The organism is Coleofasciculus sp. FACHB-542 (assembly GCF_014695825.1).
Taxonomy (GTDB): domain Bacteria; phylum Cyanobacteriota; class Cyanobacteriia; order Cyanobacteriales; family FACHB-T130; genus FACHB-T130.
This window is the reverse complement of the sequence record NZ_JACJPB010000028.1, coordinates 103,902-119,862: the sequence shown is the minus strand read 5'-3', so window position 1 is coordinate 119,862 and position 15,961 is coordinate 103,902. Positions and strand designations below refer to the sequence as shown.

The 15,961-nt window shown below is 47.2% G+C and carries 15 protein-coding genes and 1 pseudogene; 7 read left to right on the top strand and 9 right to left on the bottom strand.

What is annotated here, in order from left to right; genetic code table 11:
• Positions 1–52: 52 nt before the first annotated feature.
• The 3 genes from rpsD to H6F52_RS09660 all read right to left on the bottom strand — a co-directional run bounded on the left by rpsD (position 53) and on the right by H6F52_RS09660 (position 4,748).
• Entirely contained in the window at positions 53–661 is a 609-nt protein-coding gene (gene rpsD / locus H6F52_RS09670) for a 30S ribosomal protein S4 (RefSeq protein WP_190414721.1), read from the bottom strand.
• Positions 662–768: 107 nt separating this feature from the next.
• Positions 769–1,209, bottom strand: coding sequence for a response regulator (locus H6F52_RS09665; RefSeq protein WP_339380773.1), 441 nt, complete (start codon positions 1,207–1,209; stop codon positions 769–771).
• The gene (locus H6F52_RS09660; RefSeq protein ID WP_190534102.1) at positions 1,206–4,748 is read right to left on the bottom strand and encodes a PAS domain S-box protein; all 3,543 of its coding nucleotides are present in this window, start codon (positions 4,746–4,748) and stop codon (positions 1,206–1,208) included. The genes H6F52_RS09665 and H6F52_RS09660 overlap by 4 nt, the downstream gene beginning before the upstream one ends.
• Before the next feature lie 124 nt (positions 4,749–4,872).
• On the opposite strand from H6F52_RS09660, the gene H6F52_RS09655 reads away from it, so the two are divergent.
• Positions 4,873–5,817 carry an ABC transporter substrate-binding protein gene (locus H6F52_RS09655; RefSeq protein ID WP_190534099.1) on the top strand — a complete coding sequence of 315 codons (945 nt, stop codon included), beginning with the start codon at positions 4,873–4,875 and terminating at the stop codon, positions 5,815–5,817.
• Positions 5,818–6,114: 297 nt separating this feature from the next.
• Positions 6,115–7,224, top strand: coding sequence for an acyltransferase (locus H6F52_RS09650; RefSeq protein ID WP_190534096.1), 1,110 nt, complete (start codon positions 6,115–6,117; stop codon positions 7,222–7,224).
• A gap of 206 nt (positions 7,225–7,430) precedes the next feature.
• On the opposite strand, the gene H6F52_RS09645 is transcribed toward H6F52_RS09650, so the two are convergent.
• Positions 7,431–8,159 carry a class I SAM-dependent methyltransferase gene (locus tag H6F52_RS09645; protein ID WP_190437887.1) on the bottom strand — a complete coding sequence of 243 codons (729 nt, stop codon included), beginning with the start codon at positions 8,157–8,159 and terminating at the stop codon, positions 7,431–7,433.
• A 78-nt stretch (positions 8,160–8,237) separates the two neighbouring features.
• On the opposite strand from H6F52_RS09645, the gene H6F52_RS09640 reads away from it, so the two are divergent.
• Positions 8,238–8,864, top strand: a complete 627-nt coding sequence (locus H6F52_RS09640) for a class I SAM-dependent methyltransferase (protein ID WP_190534192.1) — start codon at positions 8,238–8,240, stop codon at positions 8,862–8,864.
• A 101-nt stretch (positions 8,865–8,965) separates the two neighbouring features.
• On the top strand, positions 8,966–9,643 hold the full coding sequence (locus H6F52_RS09635) for an SDR family oxidoreductase (protein WP_190534093.1): 678 nt from the start codon (positions 8,966–8,968) through the stop codon (positions 9,641–9,643).
• Here the strand turns inward: H6F52_RS09635 and H6F52_RS09630 are convergent.
• Positions 9,630–10,073 carry a hypothetical protein gene (locus H6F52_RS09630; RefSeq protein WP_190414713.1) on the bottom strand — a complete coding sequence of 148 codons (444 nt, stop codon included), beginning with the start codon at positions 10,071–10,073 and terminating at the stop codon, positions 9,630–9,632. The two genes, H6F52_RS09635 and H6F52_RS09630, sit on opposite strands and share 14 nt — an antisense overlap.
• Positions 10,074–10,222: 149 nt before the next feature.
• Here H6F52_RS09630 and petN point away from each other — a divergent pair, with 149 nt between their 5' ends.
• Entirely contained in the window at positions 10,223–10,312 is a 90-nt protein-coding gene (petN, locus tag H6F52_RS09625; RefSeq protein WP_190430645.1) for a cytochrome b6-f complex subunit PetN, read from the top strand.
• Between the two features lie 7 nt (positions 10,313–10,319).
• The gene (locus H6F52_RS09620; protein ID WP_190534091.1) at positions 10,320–10,487 is read left to right on the top strand and encodes a hypothetical protein; all 168 of its coding nucleotides are present in this window, start codon (positions 10,320–10,322) and stop codon (positions 10,485–10,487) included.
• Here the strand turns inward: H6F52_RS09620 and H6F52_RS09615 are convergent.
• The 3 genes from H6F52_RS09615 to H6F52_RS09605 all read right to left on the bottom strand — a co-directional run bounded on the left by H6F52_RS09615 (position 10,484) and on the right by H6F52_RS09605 (position 12,980).
• The gene (locus tag H6F52_RS09615) at positions 10,484–10,804 is read right to left on the bottom strand and encodes a hypothetical protein (RefSeq protein ID WP_190534088.1); all 321 of its coding nucleotides are present in this window, start codon (positions 10,802–10,804) and stop codon (positions 10,484–10,486) included. The genes H6F52_RS09620 and H6F52_RS09615 overlap by 4 nt on opposite strands.
• 96 nt (positions 10,805–10,900) lie before the next feature.
• The gene (locus H6F52_RS09610) at positions 10,901–11,443 is read right to left on the bottom strand and encodes a GNAT family N-acetyltransferase (RefSeq protein ID WP_190534085.1); all 543 of its coding nucleotides are present in this window, start codon (positions 11,441–11,443) and stop codon (positions 10,901–10,903) included.
• A 79-nt stretch (positions 11,444–11,522) separates the two neighbouring features.
• Positions 11,523–12,980 (bottom strand): RecQ family ATP-dependent DNA helicase, encoded by a 1,458-nt coding sequence (locus H6F52_RS09605; protein WP_190534190.1) that lies wholly within the window; start codon positions 12,978–12,980, stop codon positions 11,523–11,525.
• A 394-nt stretch (positions 12,981–13,374) separates the two neighbouring features.
• Here H6F52_RS09605 and H6F52_RS26065 point away from each other — a divergent pair.
• Positions 13,375–13,497, top strand: a pseudogene (locus H6F52_RS26065) (Ycf66 family protein); the annotation flags it as partial.
• A gap of 596 nt (positions 13,498–14,093) precedes the next feature.
• On the opposite strand, the gene H6F52_RS09590 reads toward H6F52_RS26065, so the two are convergent.
• Positions 14,094–15,905: a serine hydrolase gene (locus tag H6F52_RS09590; protein WP_347276200.1), complete on the bottom strand. Its 1,812-nt coding sequence runs from the start codon at positions 15,903–15,905 to the stop codon at positions 14,094–14,096.
• Between the last annotated feature and the right edge of the window lie 56 nt (positions 15,906–15,961).

Here is a 15,961-nt window from a genome sequence, read left to right as displayed (position 1 = left end):
TTGAGTTTTGAATGAGTCCTGAATTATTCAAAACTCAAAACTCAAAACTATCTTAAGCTTGGCGTGAGTAGTACTCAACCACCAGCAGTTCGTTGATTTGCAGCGCGATCCATTCGCGCTCAATCACGCCGTTGACTCTGCCAGTCATCTTGGTTTTGTCAAACTCTAGATGGCTGGGCATATTTGCCAAACCTGGATATTCCAGGTTCTGTTGCACTAACCGGCGAGATCCTTCCTTATCGCGGACACTGATGACCTCTCCCGGACGGCACTGATAGCTGGGAATATTCACCGCACGACCATTCACCAACACATGACCGTGATTGACTAGCTGACGCGCCCCAGGAATCGTGGGAGCCATCCCCATCCGGAAAACGGTGTTATCCAGACGCATTTCCAACAGTTGCAGCAGTGCTTGACCCGTGGAACCCGTGGCGCGACGTGCCTTCCGCACGTAACGCAGCAGCTGCTTTTCACTTAAGCCATAATTGAAGCGGAGTTTCTGCTTTTCCTCTAGGCGGACAGCATACTCTGAGCGCTTCTTCCGGGCTTGACCATGCTGTCCTGGTGGATATGCACGGCGGGCTGATTTGCGAGTTAAACCGGGCAGATCGCCCAAGCGACGCACAATTCTGAGGCGTGGGCCTCGATATCGGGACATATAGCTTCCTCTTGTGTACCCTTCAGACTTTAACCAAAACTATCATTGTAAGCCCAATCTAGGAGAAATTTAAAGTGATCCGAAAAATATTTTTTGGTTCGCTTTTTCTATTCTGGGGGGAGTTTGACGATGGTGAGCCAGAAGTCCTCGATTGACTGCACCACCCGCAGGAACCGATCTAGGTCAATCGGCTTACTGATGAAACAGTTGGCATGTAAATCGTAGCTGCTGAGAATATCTGGTTCGGCTTGGGAGGAGGTCAGAACAATGACAGGAATCCTTTTAAGCTGGTCATCCTGCTTAATTTCTGCCAACACTTCAATACCGTTGCGCTTCGGTAAATTGAGGTCAAGGAGGATAATATCGGGACGAACGGCATTGGCATACTTTTCTTCTCTTTTGAGGAAAGCGATCGCTTCAACACCATCCCGGACAACATTCAGGTGATTCCCAACCTGACTGTCTCTAAATGCTTCTTGGGTGAGCCGAATATCACCCTCATTGTCTTCAACTAGCAGGATTTCTACGGGTCTATTACCCAGATTCACCTTGGGTTCTCTCCTGTTCTGGGAATTGTAAAGTAGAATACACTTCCCTGTCCCCATTCAGAATCCACCCAGATCCGCCCACCGTGTCGATCGACGATTTTTTTGCAGATAGCTAAACCAATTCCGTTACCAGGATAGGTTTCGCGTGCGTGCAAACGTTGAAAAATGACAAAAATTCGTGCTTGATGAGCTGGGGCAATCCCAATACCGTTATCGCGGACTGAGAAGACCCATTCATTTTCGCTTGTTTGAGCGGAAACGTGAACCTGGGGGGGGGCATCTTTACGAAACTTGATTCCATTCCCAATTAAGTTCTGTAACAGCTGCCCGATTTGAGTCGCATCCCCCCTCACCGAGGGTAGGGGATCGCGGGTAATGGTGGCATTATTTTCGGCGATCGCAATTTGCAGATTGGCGATCGCTTCCTCAAAAGAGCGATCGCAATCCACCATCTCAAATTCCCGACTTCGCGTTCCCAGGCGCGAATACTCCAACAAATCTTGAATCAGCCGTTGCATCCGGTTCGCACCATCGACGGCAAAATCAATAAAATCGTCGGCGTCCTCATCCAGTCTCCCTTTGTAGCGCCGAGACAGAAGCTGGGTGTAGCTGGCAACCATTCGCAGCGGTTCCTGCAAGTCATGGGAAGCTACATAAGCGAATTGTTCCAGTTCCGCATTAGAACGAGCGAGTTCCTGTGCTTGTTTGAAGAGAGCCTCCTCCATCCGCTTACGCTCAGTGATGTCAATGACAAAGCACACACCTTTATCTTGATGTCCTTCCAGGGTCGCACCGCCGATCAAAATAGGGATACGGCTGCCATCTTTACGAAGATATTCCTTCTCGAAGGGGCTACAAATCCCAGTCACGGCTAGCTCCTGGATGCCCTTTTCATCGAGATAGTTATATTCCACAGGAGTCATCTTTTTCCAATCCACTTTCCCTAAAAGCAGATCCTCCCGCGTGTACCCGACCATCTCTAAGAAGGCGTTGTTGGCTTCTGTAACGTTACCTGACACATCCCAGAAGAGAATCCCAATCATGTTGGATTCAACGACGCGCCTAAACCGAGCTTCGCTTTCTTGTAATGCCTCCTCGGCTCGTTTGCGTTTGGTGATGTCGGTGGAGATGCCGCAAACTCCATAAGGAACTCCAGCCGCGTCGCACAGGGGAAACTTAGTCGAAATGTACGTGTGTAGTCCGTCATCTTGAGGCACAACTTCTTCCCACTCCACAGCAGTTCTGGCTTCGAGTACCTTTCGATCGTTCGCCCGAAATACATCCGCCATTTCTTTGGGGAAGAGATCGTAATCAGTCTTGCTTTTAACCTTTTCTCCATCAATATGAAAAAGAATTTCAAACTGGTGATTAATAAAAATAAACTTGCCCTCAGTGTCCTTGAGGTAGATAACTGCCGGAATGTTATCTAGAATCGCCTGCAACCGCGCCTCGCTTTCTCGCAGCGCCTCCGCCGTATGTTTCTGGTCGTCGATGTCTGTGCAGGTGCCGAACCACTTAACGATTCGTCCGGTAGGATCTTTCATCGGCACTGCGCGAGTTAGGTGCCAGCGATATTGTCCGTCCGCAGCCCGTTTGAAGCGATTTTCGATTTCGTAACTCTCGCCCGCCTCCGCAGATTGATGGCACCGCTCTATCGACACCAGCCGATCGTCCGGATGTAGGACAGAGAACCATCCGTCACCCTGGCTTTGTGAGAGGGTTAATCCGCTGTAATCAACCCAGCGCTGATTGACGTAATCGAAATCACTATCTGAGTCTACAGTCCAGACTATCTGCGGGATGGATTCAGCAAGAAAGCGATAGCGCTGTTCGCTTGCTTCGGCTAATTCACGAGCTTCCTGTTCGCGGAGCAAGAGTTGGGCGCGTTCTTCTTCTGCCCGCTGACGCTCGCTGATTTCACTTTGCAATGCTTGGTTGATCAGCCTTAGCTCTGCTGTCCGCTCGTTCACTCGCTCCTCAAGATCGGCGTTCAGGGTGCGAATGTGTTCCTCTATCTGCTTGCGTTCGGTGATGTCGGTGGAAATTCCACAAACGGCATAAACAACGCCACTAGCGTCATAAAGGGGAAACTTGATTGAAATGTAGGTGTGTAACTCATCGTCGTGAGGGGCAACTTCTTCAATTTCTATCGGAATTTGGGCTGCGAGTACCTTTTGGTTATTCTTGACAAAGGCATCGGCGATCGCAAACGGCCAGATATCGTACAGGCTTTTACCGAGGAGCTGCTCTCTATTGATGTGAAACAAATCTTCAAACCTGTTGTTGATCAGCAGGATTCTGTGCTGAATATCCGTTAGATAAATCAGCGCTGTGGAATTATCCACGATTGCCTGTAGCCGTTCCTCGCTTTCTCGCAGTGCCTCCTCGGCTCGTTTGCGCTCGGTGATATCGTGCATGGCAACAACAGCACCCAGCTTGGTTCCCTGCAAATCAAAAAATGCCTGCCCGCTAGCTAATAAGGTGCGAACTTTGCCTGATTTTGGGGCGATCACCATTTCTACATCGCGGATATGCTCCTCTTGTAACGCTCGAAAAAGCGGGATATCTTCCCGCTTCATGGGCGTTTTGCCGTCGGGCAGATATAAATCGTAGTATTCTGCCCACTGCTCCGCAGCAAGCGGTTGTTCTGGCAAGCCATGAAATGCTCGTGAAGCCTGATTAAACAGAGTCAGAACACCATTGGCATCACAAGCAACGATTCCGGCTTCTATGTTATCTAGCAATACGTTTAAGAATTCTCGTTCTTTTTGGAGAGCTGCCTCGGCGCGTTTGAGATCGCTGATGTCGCGGCTCACAACCAAGGCAGTTTCGATTTCACCTTGCTGGTTAAACTCCGGAACCACACGCGATTGAAAGTTGCGGAATCCGTTTACCGTGACAGTCTGGAATTCAATCGCTTGTTCTTGACCTGTTTCAAAAACCATCCGCAGGGTATCTTCCCAAAGCTGGCACAACTCTTTGGGTGAGCCAGCTTCTTCAGGAGTCTTGCCGATGAATGCCTGCGCGGGCATTGCCGTGCTCCGCTCGACAAATGAATTGACATATACATAACGCATTTGTCTGTCAAGACGCATCATCGCATCGGGCGCATTTTCAAGCACGGCTTTGAATTCCTGCTGGCGGTGAGAGAGTGTCACCTCTGCTTGCTTGCGTTCGGCGATTTCGCTTGCCAATTGTTCGTTGGCTTGCCTCAATTGTGCCGTACTCTGCTCGACTCGCTCCTCTAGTTCTGCATTGAGTTGGCGCAGTTCTTCTTCTGCTTGTTGCCGTTGGGAGTCTATGGTTTTTAATGCTTTATCATTCCACCAAACCAGGATGCCAAAAACCACCGCGTTCATCACTCCAAGAATTGCCAGTCCGATGTCGCTGTGGCAGTGCTGTGGAAATACATTCTTGAGGAAAGGAAGCTCGAACAGCCAATCGAGCATCACCAAACAGCCAAGTGGAAACGCGATCGCGATCGCAGCTGGAGACGCGATTTGCAGGAAAGAAAGTAGACGAGAATGAGATTGAGGCATATTCGTGGTTTAGCCCTAACCAAAGGAGCTGTTTTCTTTAACGGCGTCAGCGCCATCCTGGAACTGTTTGATAGCAAGAATTGATGATGAGTTCTCGATCGAGGCTGCTAAAGGAGTTGGAAAAGTGACTCATTCAAACCTAAAAATTGTCTCTCTGATTCCCAGCGCTACGGAAATTTTAGCGATCTTGGGGCTAACTCAGGCGATTGTCGGGCGATCGCATGAATGCGACTATCCGCCAGAAATCCAAAATTTGCCCGTCTGCACCCAGCCCAAATTTAACCCCGAAGGCACCAGTCCGGAAATTCACGATCGCGTTACAGATTTGTTGCAATCTGCTCTGAGTGTTTACCAAGTCAAAACCGACGTTCTCGAACAGCTGCAACCCACCCACATTTTGACTCAAGCTCAGTGTGAAGTCTGCGCCGTTAGCCTCGGTGAAGTCGAGCAAGCAGTTGCTACGCTTACGCACTCTCAGCCACAGATTATTTCCTTACAGCCTAATTTTTTAAGCGATGTCTGGGCAGATATTCAACGAGTCGCTAATGCCTTGGGTGTCGCAGCGCCACCTGTGCTAGCTGGTTTACAGTCTCGCATCGACGCTTGCGTGCAAAAGACGCAAGCACTTCCTGACAGCGCCCGTCCTACGGTTGCCTGTATCGAGTGGATCGATCCTCTAATGGCAGCAGGAAATTGGATTCCTGAATTAGTCAAAATGGCTGGAGGTCAATCTCTGTTCGGTGTTGAGGGCGAACATTCTCCTTGGTTGAAGTGGGAAGCGATCGCAACCTCTAACCCGACTGCCATTATCTTCATGCCCTGTGGCTTCGATTTAAACCGTACTCGCGCTGAGGCAATGCCGCTGCTTCAACGTCCCGAATGGCAAAGCTTACAAGCGGTACAAACCGGCAGGGTTTACATCACCGATGGCAACGCCTACTTCAACCGTCCCGGCCCCCGTTTGGTAGATTCCCTGGAAATCTTAGCCGAAATTCTGCATCCCGAAAGCTTCCATTTTGGATACGAGGGTACTGGCTGGGAGTGCTTATTAAATCATTCTCCGGTATAGACAACATACTTTCTTCACAAAAAAATCTATCTTAGGGCTGACCTCGCTCTACTGTCCAGATGAAGATAGTAGTTTAGAAGTGCTGCTAACTGAAGGTGTGTCTGCCCGAATCTAGCTGAGGGTTGATTTTTTTCGTCTGACTCGCTGCGGAACTTGCAAAGAAGTTGCACGTAGCATGACAACGGAAATATCGGATTTCTGTAGTCTTTACGGAAGCTAGATCCTTCACTGGATAAAACAGGCATCGCTGGTTCCATTAATCATGCAGCACTGCAATTAAGGGGAACTACCAAGATTATGAAGCCTGTCCCAGTACAAACTTCGCTAACCAAGTCTGAACAGTTATCTAGCAGTAGACTTGACTGGATTGATTATGCTAAAGGCATCGGCATCATTTTAGTTGTCTATGTCCATGTTTTAACAAACCTCAAAAATGCTGGAATGGGAATGCATGATTTATTTCATGATTACTCTTTTAATTTTATTTCCAGCTTTCATATGCCACTTTTCTTTTTTCTTTCCGGTTTATTTGTAGAAAAAAGCTTATTGAAGGGTAAGAAGAAATTCTGGGGGGATAAATTCAATACAATTGTATATCCCTACTTACTTTGGTCTGTTATCCAAGGTAGTATTTTGGTTTTGATGTCAACCTATACGAATAATCCCATCAAGTTGCAGTTTAAAGATTTACCATTTTACCTTGCTTTTAATCCCATTCCTTTAATTACTCTTTGGTTTTTATATGTTCTATTTGCGTCTTATGTAGTCTTTGCGATCGCTCAAAAATTTATCAACCTATATATATTGCTTTCTTTCTCTATTTTAAGTTACTTGCTGAATCCCTATGCGCCTAGCGAAATTCTGACTAAATTCATGAGTATGTTTGTGTTTTTCGTCATTGGGGCAATTGTGGCACGCTGGTTGCAGAATGACTTGAGAAATATTCCGAGTAACTTGTATAAATTGAATAAACAGCAAATTGGCGCGATCGCGCTGATATTTGTCATTTTTCAAATGACCCTTTTACAATTTGGTTTAAGCGAACAACCAGGAACTAGATTTTTTATGGCATCTGGAGGAATCATATTTACTCTAGCCATATCTTTCTACTTGGCAGAAACAAAAAAATTAGATATTATTCGCTACCTAGGTTTTTTATCGATGCCCATTTATTTAGCTCATATGTTAGCAATGGGAGCGACTCGAATATTCCTCCAAAAAGGTCTTCACATCAATCATGTGGTTTTACATATCATTCTAGTAACTATTTTTAGTCTGATATTACCAATCCTGTTATATGAGCTAACAAAAAAGATAAGATTTCCTTACCTATTTTCCTTAAGTAAGCGTTCAGCCCTATCCTCAGCAATTTTGGCAGAGAAAGGCACTCAAGCATTACAGCAGTAGGATTGGGATTGTTACCGCACTCAATGTGCCAGTTGACAGACGAGGGGTTTCTTCGCGTGCTTTGTGTCTTCGTAGTTCTAAAATTGTTTTTTAAACCACGAAGACGCGAAGGTAAAATACTGCCAAATTGGCATGATTTACCAGATTTTTCTCTCACCTCGACAGGGTTAGATAAGGATTCCTAACCATACATTGGGGTTAAAATTTTATCTTACAAAGCCGCCAAATACGGCTAAACCGTAATATTTCCAAGGAATAGCCACTGTAGTAAACCCAGAATTTGTCAGCATTTCTAAGTGGGAGGTTAGAGTCGCTAATTGATCTTGACTAGAGTAACCTTGAGGATTGCTCTTACCAATTTTGTTGCGAATTTCCGCCAGCGTTGTTCCTTGCTGCAATGTCCATTCTTCCCGCGCCGTTTGGTAAATTTCCTGCATCACTGGTGATTCCGGCAGGATGGGATCTGCGTTCCAAAAGACGCCGCCTGGGTTGAGGCTTTCACGAGTCCGCTGAAATAATTTCAACTTCATTTCGTCGGTGAGATGGTGAATTGCCAAGGATGAGACACAGGCATCAAAGCTTTCTCCCACCTCCAGCGCATGATTCGCCCAATCTCCGAAGTCGGCTTCAATTCCCGTCCACCTGTCTGCATAGCCTGCTGCGTGGATTTTCTTTTGTGCAAACTGAATCATCCGAGGAGAGTAATCTACAGCAACCAGGTGGGCATCAGGACAGCGGTTGAGGATTTTTAAACTGAGTTCGCCGGTGCCGCAGCCGAGTTCCAGAATGGTTTTGGTTGTAGGAGATAGACAGAGAGCGAACTGACGAGTCAGCGCTATCGCTATCGCATCCAGCATATCGTCATAGCGTGGCAACAGATGGCGAATCCCAGTGTCAAAATCGGCGGTGTTAGCGAATACTTCTCCAGGAAACATAATTTAAACCACAGAGGTACAGAGAATACGAGGAAATAGAGAATAGTAAGATTCTAGTAGGTTTGAGAAAGGCGAATGATGCAGGAACACGAGCAACTGACAATTGCGGAGTACCAAGCGACGGCGGAATCTTTTCGGGAAGGTACTTGGGATCACGATGTTTCCCAAAATCGTGATGCCTTAGTAGCAGCGATGCCTAAAAATCCGGGTAAAATCCTCGATCTAGGCTGCGGTCCCGGACGAGATTTGCTGGCATTCAAACGTCAAGGGCATACTGCGATTGGCTTGGATGCAACGCCTGCATTTGTGGAAATGGCACGACAGGCTACCGATTGTGAGGTTTGGCAGCAGTCGTTTTTTAATCTCGATCTGCCGCCAGAAACCTTTGATGGGGTTTTTGCGAATGCATCGCTACTTCACGTTCCTCATGCCCAAATGGTGAAAGTGCTGAAGGATTTGCATCAAGCGCTGGTTCCTGGCGGTGCAATTATTATTTCTATTTGTCGTGGAGATAGCGAAGGCTATAGCGTTCGTCCAACCGGCTATCGCTTTGTTTCCGGGTGGGAATATGAAATTTTAGCACCCTGTCTAGAACAAGCTGATTTTGAGATTCTCCACCACTACTATCGTCCCCCAGGATTGCCCTGTGAAGCTCAATCTTGGCTGGTGATGGTGGCAAGGAGAAGATTAAAAATTAAAAATTAAAAATGCAAAATTGAAGAATAGCTTTGGGAATTTTACATTTTTTCTTCGCTCGAATTACGGCAAAATATGAAATATCAAGTTAGGACAGTAAGAAATTTAAGATGACAAGTGAATCCTATATTTTTCTAGCGGGTGCCAGTCGGGGCGTTGGTCGAGAAATTGCTAACTATTTAACCAAGCAAAATCAGAAGGTAAAGGCACTACTGCGATCGCAAGCATCTGCTGCCGAATTAGAAGCGATGGGAATTAAAGGAGTGATGGGAGACGCTTTAAATGTTGCCGAAGTTGAGCAGGCAATCTTAGGAGATGAACCGATTCATGCTGCGATTAGCACCATCGGCGGTTTACCCAAAGACGGCGAAAGAGCTGATTTTTTGGGGAACAAAAATCTTATTGACGCTGCTGTGAAAGCAGGGGTAAAAAAGTTTATCCTCATTTCTTCGATTGGAAGTGGAGATAGTGTCGGGGCTATCCCTCCACAAGCTTTAGAAACGCTGAAGCCAGTGTTAATTGAAAAGGAGAAAGCCGAGAAGTATCTGATTGACAGCGGACTGACTTACACTATTATCCGCCCCGGCGGATTGAAGGCTGAACCAGCAACTGGCAATGGCGTTTTGACGGAAGATCCGCGAGTTGCGGGGACGATTCATCGCGCGGATGTCGCGCAGTTGACTTGCCAGTGTCTTAATTCTGATGCTGCGAACCAGAAAATCCTCTCAGCGGTTGACCGAAATATGATGTATGGGCAACCAGAGTTTGCGGAATTTAGCTTGACTTAAACGGTTTTACCCAGCCTAGCTGAATTGTCCAGTCGAGGAGGAGACGAGCGATCGCAAATAGCAAAATACTCTCTCCTCCTAGAATCCCAAACGACCAGAAGGCATCGGGGAAATTTAACCCAGCCTCCACTTGCCCTAATCCCCGCACCAACCCAAAGGCAAACACTGCGCCAGTCCTGAGGTGTGGGTTAGGGTCTTCCCGAATAATATAGCGGTAGGTGACGCCAAACAGAAAGCCGCTCAAAAGAGCGATCGCCATACTCACTAGAAAGTGAACGCCATTCGTGACTTTCAGATTGGCGAGTGTCTCAAACTGCTCCGACAGCACGAGAATATTGCTCAGGGTAGCAATGCCATAACCCAGGAAAAAAGACAAAGCAGCAACAGTTCCTGCCTTGATAGATTCTATTCGCTCAAGCCGATCAACCATCTCGTGCAATATCCTGTGAAAATCGCTCCTAGTTCAGTTAAAGGTTTTTTTGGCGACCTCGTCATTCGCCGAGGTCTGCCATAGATGCCTCAAATTGAATTATGATAGGCGCTGGAGTGATTATTGGGCACTTATCTTTACATACAACTATGGATATTTTGAGTCTCGGTTGGGTTTCAGTTTTGGTTTTGTTTACTTGGTCGATTTCAATGGTCATTTGGGGTCGTAACGGCTTCTAAAAGCATTGTGGAAACTTCTGTTCTGACTGTTCTGGCTTTTTCTACCTTCGCCCTGTTAATGGTGGTTTCTGGGGGCATTATCTATCTGACGCTGATAGAATGGCGCGATCGCCGTCGCCAAGATCGGGAGAGGCGAGAGAATAAGCCCTCTCGTCGTCGCTCAACTAAAGTCTAGGGTCTATAAAAGGCAAAAGTAAAAATATTTACTTTTGCCTTTTGCCTTTTGAGCGAAAAAGTCTTCAGGAGTGAGGAGTGAGGAGTGAGGAGTGAGGAGTGAGGACTGAGGAGTGAGGAGTGAGGACTGAGGAGTGAGGAGTGAGGACTGAGGAGTGAGGAGTGAGGACTGAGGAGTGAGGAGTGAGGAGTGAGGACTGAGGAGTGAGGAGTGAGGACTGAGGAGTGAGGACTGAGGGCTGAGGACTGAGGACTGAGGAGTGAGGAGTGAGGACTGAGGAGTGAGGACTGAGGACTCAGTAAAAAAGAAGTTGGCATCTTCAGCAGACAGGGTTTCAAGCCCTTGGCTCTAGCCATGAAGAAGAAAGAAAAGACTTTTGCCTCAAGAAGTTTAACTTAGTCCGTGTTCCGGTGTTATTCAACCATCGCCTCCCATTCCTGCTTCAAGATGCCGTATACGAGCGTGTCATGCCACCGTCCCCGGATGCTGACATTCTCTCGCAAGCGACCTTCTTGGGTCATCCCAAGCTTCTGCGCCAATGACACCGCCCCTCTATTCTCAGCGATACAGCGTGCATAAATGCGATGCAGTCCAAGTTCTGTAAAGCCAAATTGCAGTAGCGGACGACTCATTTCAACCGGATAATTTCGCCCCCAGTGTTCGGGAGCCAATTCACACCCAATTTCTGCTTCTGAGGCATCGCGATCGCTTTTGCGAATACCGCAATTACCAATCAGTCCGTCCTGTCTCCGGACGACTGCCCATTGATACCTCCATCGGGGCGTTTCCTGCTGCCACCGGAGGAAGCGATTAACGAAGGCGCGAGCGTCTGCCTCAGTGCGCCCGACCTCTGGATAAAAGCGTTGATATGCTGGCGTGGATTGATAAGCTAAAACGGCAGACCAGTCGGCTTCCGTAAATTCCCGCAGCAGCAGACGATGAGTTTGAATAAACATGACTCAATTCCGAAGTGAAAACCTACTTCATCTTCAACGTTGCTCGCAGCGGGTTAACAACTGATACAGACTCCGAAGATTAGCTTCGAGCGCAATTATCGCAGTGTCCGCATCGCCAGCCAGCTGCCTCTTGGGTGAAGCCAAAAGCCTGTAACAAAAACTGCCAACGGCACTGTCGTGTGTTCAGGTATTGAGCCATCTGGGACTGAACTTGCTGCTGCTGGCTACTGAGTTCCCCAAAAGAGCGAGATTTTCCAACCGAACGCCGAACATAATTGAAGGGATCTTGCCACTCCAATTGTCCAGCACTGTGGAGGAGAGCAAGCGCTATAGCACCGTCTCGAAACTGTTTGGTTACGGCGGTTACTTCCCCTTTTGGTGGGAGTTTGGATGCGAGTTGCTGAGCTTCTTGATATTGCGATCGCATCTTTCCCGCAAAAAATTCCCGTCTTTGCTTATCCTCCGGGTTCAGCCACCCCGTCCGTTCGCTCACCAAGGTTAAAGCTTCAGATAATTTACCATCTCGTCCAGCTCTCCCTACTTCCTGCACGTACTCGGAAAGTAGTAAAGGCGAGTGAAAATGAACAACCCACCTAACATTGCTTTTGTTAATCCCCATCCCGAAGGCGCAGGTACACACGACAAAAGGCATTTCATCACTCAGCCAGCTTGCTTCAATTGAGCGGCGTTCCTCTGGACTCAGCCCCGCGTGATAAGCTGCTGTTGCACAACCGCGATCGCTTAGTAACTGAGTTAATTCTTCGCTATCTCGCCTGGTGCGGACGTAGACTAACCCTGCTTGTTTGGGTCTTTCCTGAATAAACTTGAATAACCCTTGGCGGCGTCCTCTAGGTGTCCAAATGGTTTGCACTTTCAGGTGTAGATTTTGCCGATAGGGGCTATTTTTAAAAACCGCTGGCTGTTGGAGTTGTAAGACTTGTTGGATGGTTTGCTGCGCTGCGGGATCGGCAGTGGCAGTGAAAGCAGCGATCGCGATTTTAGTCCCAGCTGGCTTTAATTTTAGCAGCGCCGGTCGCACCGCTCCCAGTCGTCGATAAGTTGGTCGAAATGTCTCTCCCCACTGCACTAAGCAATGCGCTTCATCGAGAATTAAGCCGTTAATTTTTAGTTTTGGTTGACACAACTTTTCCCAAACTTGGGCACTCAGCAGCGTTTCTGGGGATAAGTACAATAATCTCAAATGTTCGAGAGTTTGCAGCGTTTGCCGTCGCTGGTGAGTCGGCACTTCGCTATGCAACAAGGCAGCGGGTAACTTGCGATCGCGCAATTCCTGCACTTGATTTTCCATTAGCGCTACCAAGGGCGAAATCACTAACGTTAGTCCCGTTTGCAGAAGCGCCGGGAGTTGAAAACAAATCGACTTTCCCCCGCCCGTTGGCATCACAATTAGGGCATCTTGCTTTTGCAACAAGGTGCGAATAATTTCTCCTTGTGGAGGTCGAAAATCATCATATCCCCAGATTTTTTTGAAGGCGATGCGGACTTCTTCCCAGGATTTTGTTTCGGAATTATTCATCATTCGTATGTAGATGCGATCGCTTCTATAGCAATCCTAAATGATTCGTGAATAAGAGATCCCCGACTTCGAGAAAGAAGTCGGGGATCTCAAGGGCTAGCATCTACAGCTCAAATAGGATTACTTCTAGTGGCTATTTTTAGCAATAAGATATATTAAGCTTCAGCCAAATCTGACGTAGTTTATTTTAGCTCTTTCTTAAGAAGGAGTGTGCTTAATGGTTAACTACGGTTTAAATTTAGCCTCGTTAATCGGTTTAGTGTATTGGATTATCGGTTTAATTTACCCGATAATGGCTATGATTCTAATGATTAAACGTTCAAGGCAGACGAGTGCTTTGTTCCTAATTTTTTAGGTTGTTCAAATCGTAATTTTACCAAAAATAATGTTCTCGTGTAGCTTTATTTTATTTTCTCAAGGTTGGCGTTTAGACCCAATCCTTCAGTTTGTACAATTTCTTTTAACAGGGGTCATTATTTGCATAATTATCAAAGATATTTATATTGATTTTATTTAAAATCGGAAAGGAGTTAATGAAAGGATAAATTTTGGTTTAAATTCAGCATCAATTTTAGGGATGATATATATTATTCTGGCTATAATCTATCTAAGTTTAATTAAAGGTGCAGCATCCGGATGAAGAAATAACTTGAGTGCCTCAGTTTTAAAATTAGATAAATTTGTATCTGCAATTATAAGAAGTTTGCTGCTAATTTTCGGGCTAATTTTATTTTTGCAAGGTTGGCGTTTAAATCCAATTTTACAATTTGGGCAATTTCTTTGATTTTTATTAATCCTTTATATGATAGCGAAAGATATTGTAATTGAGCGGTTAGAGCGACACAGATAAATTAAGAACAGTGTCCGGTGAAAAAGTGGTAATTCTTCAGAGCGATCGCTCTTTTATCTCCCCCTAATAAACCTAATTAAACATAACTACGTTTTTCATGTAAAAAAGGTAATAAGAATAGGAGGGTAGCACAGTTCGGTGGGCTACCCTCCTATTTGTGGTCAGTTGCAAGTAATGCTAACTGTTGAAAATTCCCGGCGATCAATTACCCATTACTATTCCCAACAAATTCAGTTTATTTTTACCAATCTGCCTAACTTCAGCTAATTAATAAAACTGGTAGGATTTCCCGCCGTAATCGGCTTGGGAATTGGGCTAGAGATGCCTGATGGCGCTTCCGTCGAACTGGGTGGTGTCGCCGGTTGGTTGAAGTGTTGATAAGCGGTACGAGATATCTGGCGAATCAACTCTGATGCCTTAGCGTCATTGTGGGGGCGTTGCACCATCACAGCGGCAATGTAGCGCTTGCCAGTGGGCATATCAATCAAGCCAACGTCCGCGATTAGAGAGCCAATGTCGCCGGTTTTGTGGGCGATGTTAGCGCCTTTCCCCAGTCCCCGTGGCAGCAACGAATCTGTCACCGTTTGTTGCATGATATGCAAGATGCGATCGCGCGATGGCACCGAGACCACATTGCCTTGATTGACCATTGCCATCACCGTCGCCAACTCTTTAGGACTCGTAGTGTTTGTTCCTTCCAAATCCGGTAGGGCGTTGTGGATAACAGTTGACGTCAATCCCCAAGATTGGAACCGCTGATTCAGCGCCTCAGCACCGCCCAAACGCTGAATCAGCATATTGGTAGCGGTGTTGTCACTAATCGCAATCATCTTCGTTGCCACCTCTAGGGCGGTGTACTTTGTCCCTGGCTTTTTGTACTGCAAATCGCCGGAACCAGAACCCATCAGATTTTTCTCTAACGTTAACGGTTCATCCAGACGAATTTTTCCAGCATCCACATCTTGGAAAAAGGCGACGAGAATTGGCACTTTAATGGTGCTAGCAGCTGGGAAGATTTCGCTACCCGAAAAGTCAAGATAGGCACCCGTCTCCAACTCTACTAAAAAGACGCCTGGATTTAATTTGGAATTTTGCGTCACCAGCGCCTGTATATGTGCTTTCAGCGCTGGGATTTCTTGATTCAGCGTCAGAACGGAAGTACCCGCCGCCGTACCCATCGCCGCGTCAGCTTGAGCTGGTGATTTTTGTCCCGGCGCTTGACCAATCGCCCCGACTGCTGACTGCTGATGGAGGGCGGAATCCTTGTTAGCAGCGCCTGCTAGCTGGCGGGTTGCCGGGTCCCAAGCAGATAAAACAGTTCCCGCGATCGCACCAATTCCCACTCCCAAGATGAGCAGACGCGCACCGTACAGCCAGGGAGAAACCGGGCGTCCGGGCGATCGCGTCCGGCGCTGAGGTAAAGTTCCCCCGCTTTTATGCGTGCCTGTGGGCTGAGCTGGCTGGGCAGGAGGGCGTTTCTGGAAGCGCCTCACATTCCCCTGTGACGTGACGGGGTAAGGGCGCACTGCCTCGCGCAGACTTTGATTGGGGATTGAACCGCCTTGACGCGAGCGATCGCGACGGCTTGTTTGGGGTGCAGGTGCTTCTATCCCTTGCCTTCCCCAATTCACATCGGAAACGAATCGAGAGAGTGATTCCCTCATTGGCGTGGTGGATCTTAAGGAACGATTGGGAGCAGAATTTGACTGCACCTGTCGCAGTGACAGACTGGCGCGGGAGGAGTTTCGAGTACGTAGGGACGGAGAAGATTTTTTTTGTTCTGTGTCTAGGGGCGCATTTTTCAAACCGAAACCCATCCTTGCTGAACTTTGATTCTTTCCTCGCGGCGTCGCAGCTACTTCACGGCTCACGCTCAAGGGTGTCGTTTTGAGTGCGTCGCGTCGATTCCGCGACGCGGGTTGTCTTTTTTGTTGCTCCCGCCGACGTTCGCGGATGTCAGAACGATTGTGTTGGTTCGGTGAGGATGAACTATTTGGGCTTTGCCCATTATCTTTAAACGTACTTCCTCCTGATACCGCTGACACAACTGACTGAGTTTCAGACTGCTGAGTCACTCCTAACTCCTCCACCACTATGGTTATTGTTAATTGTTAGCTGTTAAAAAGAGTGA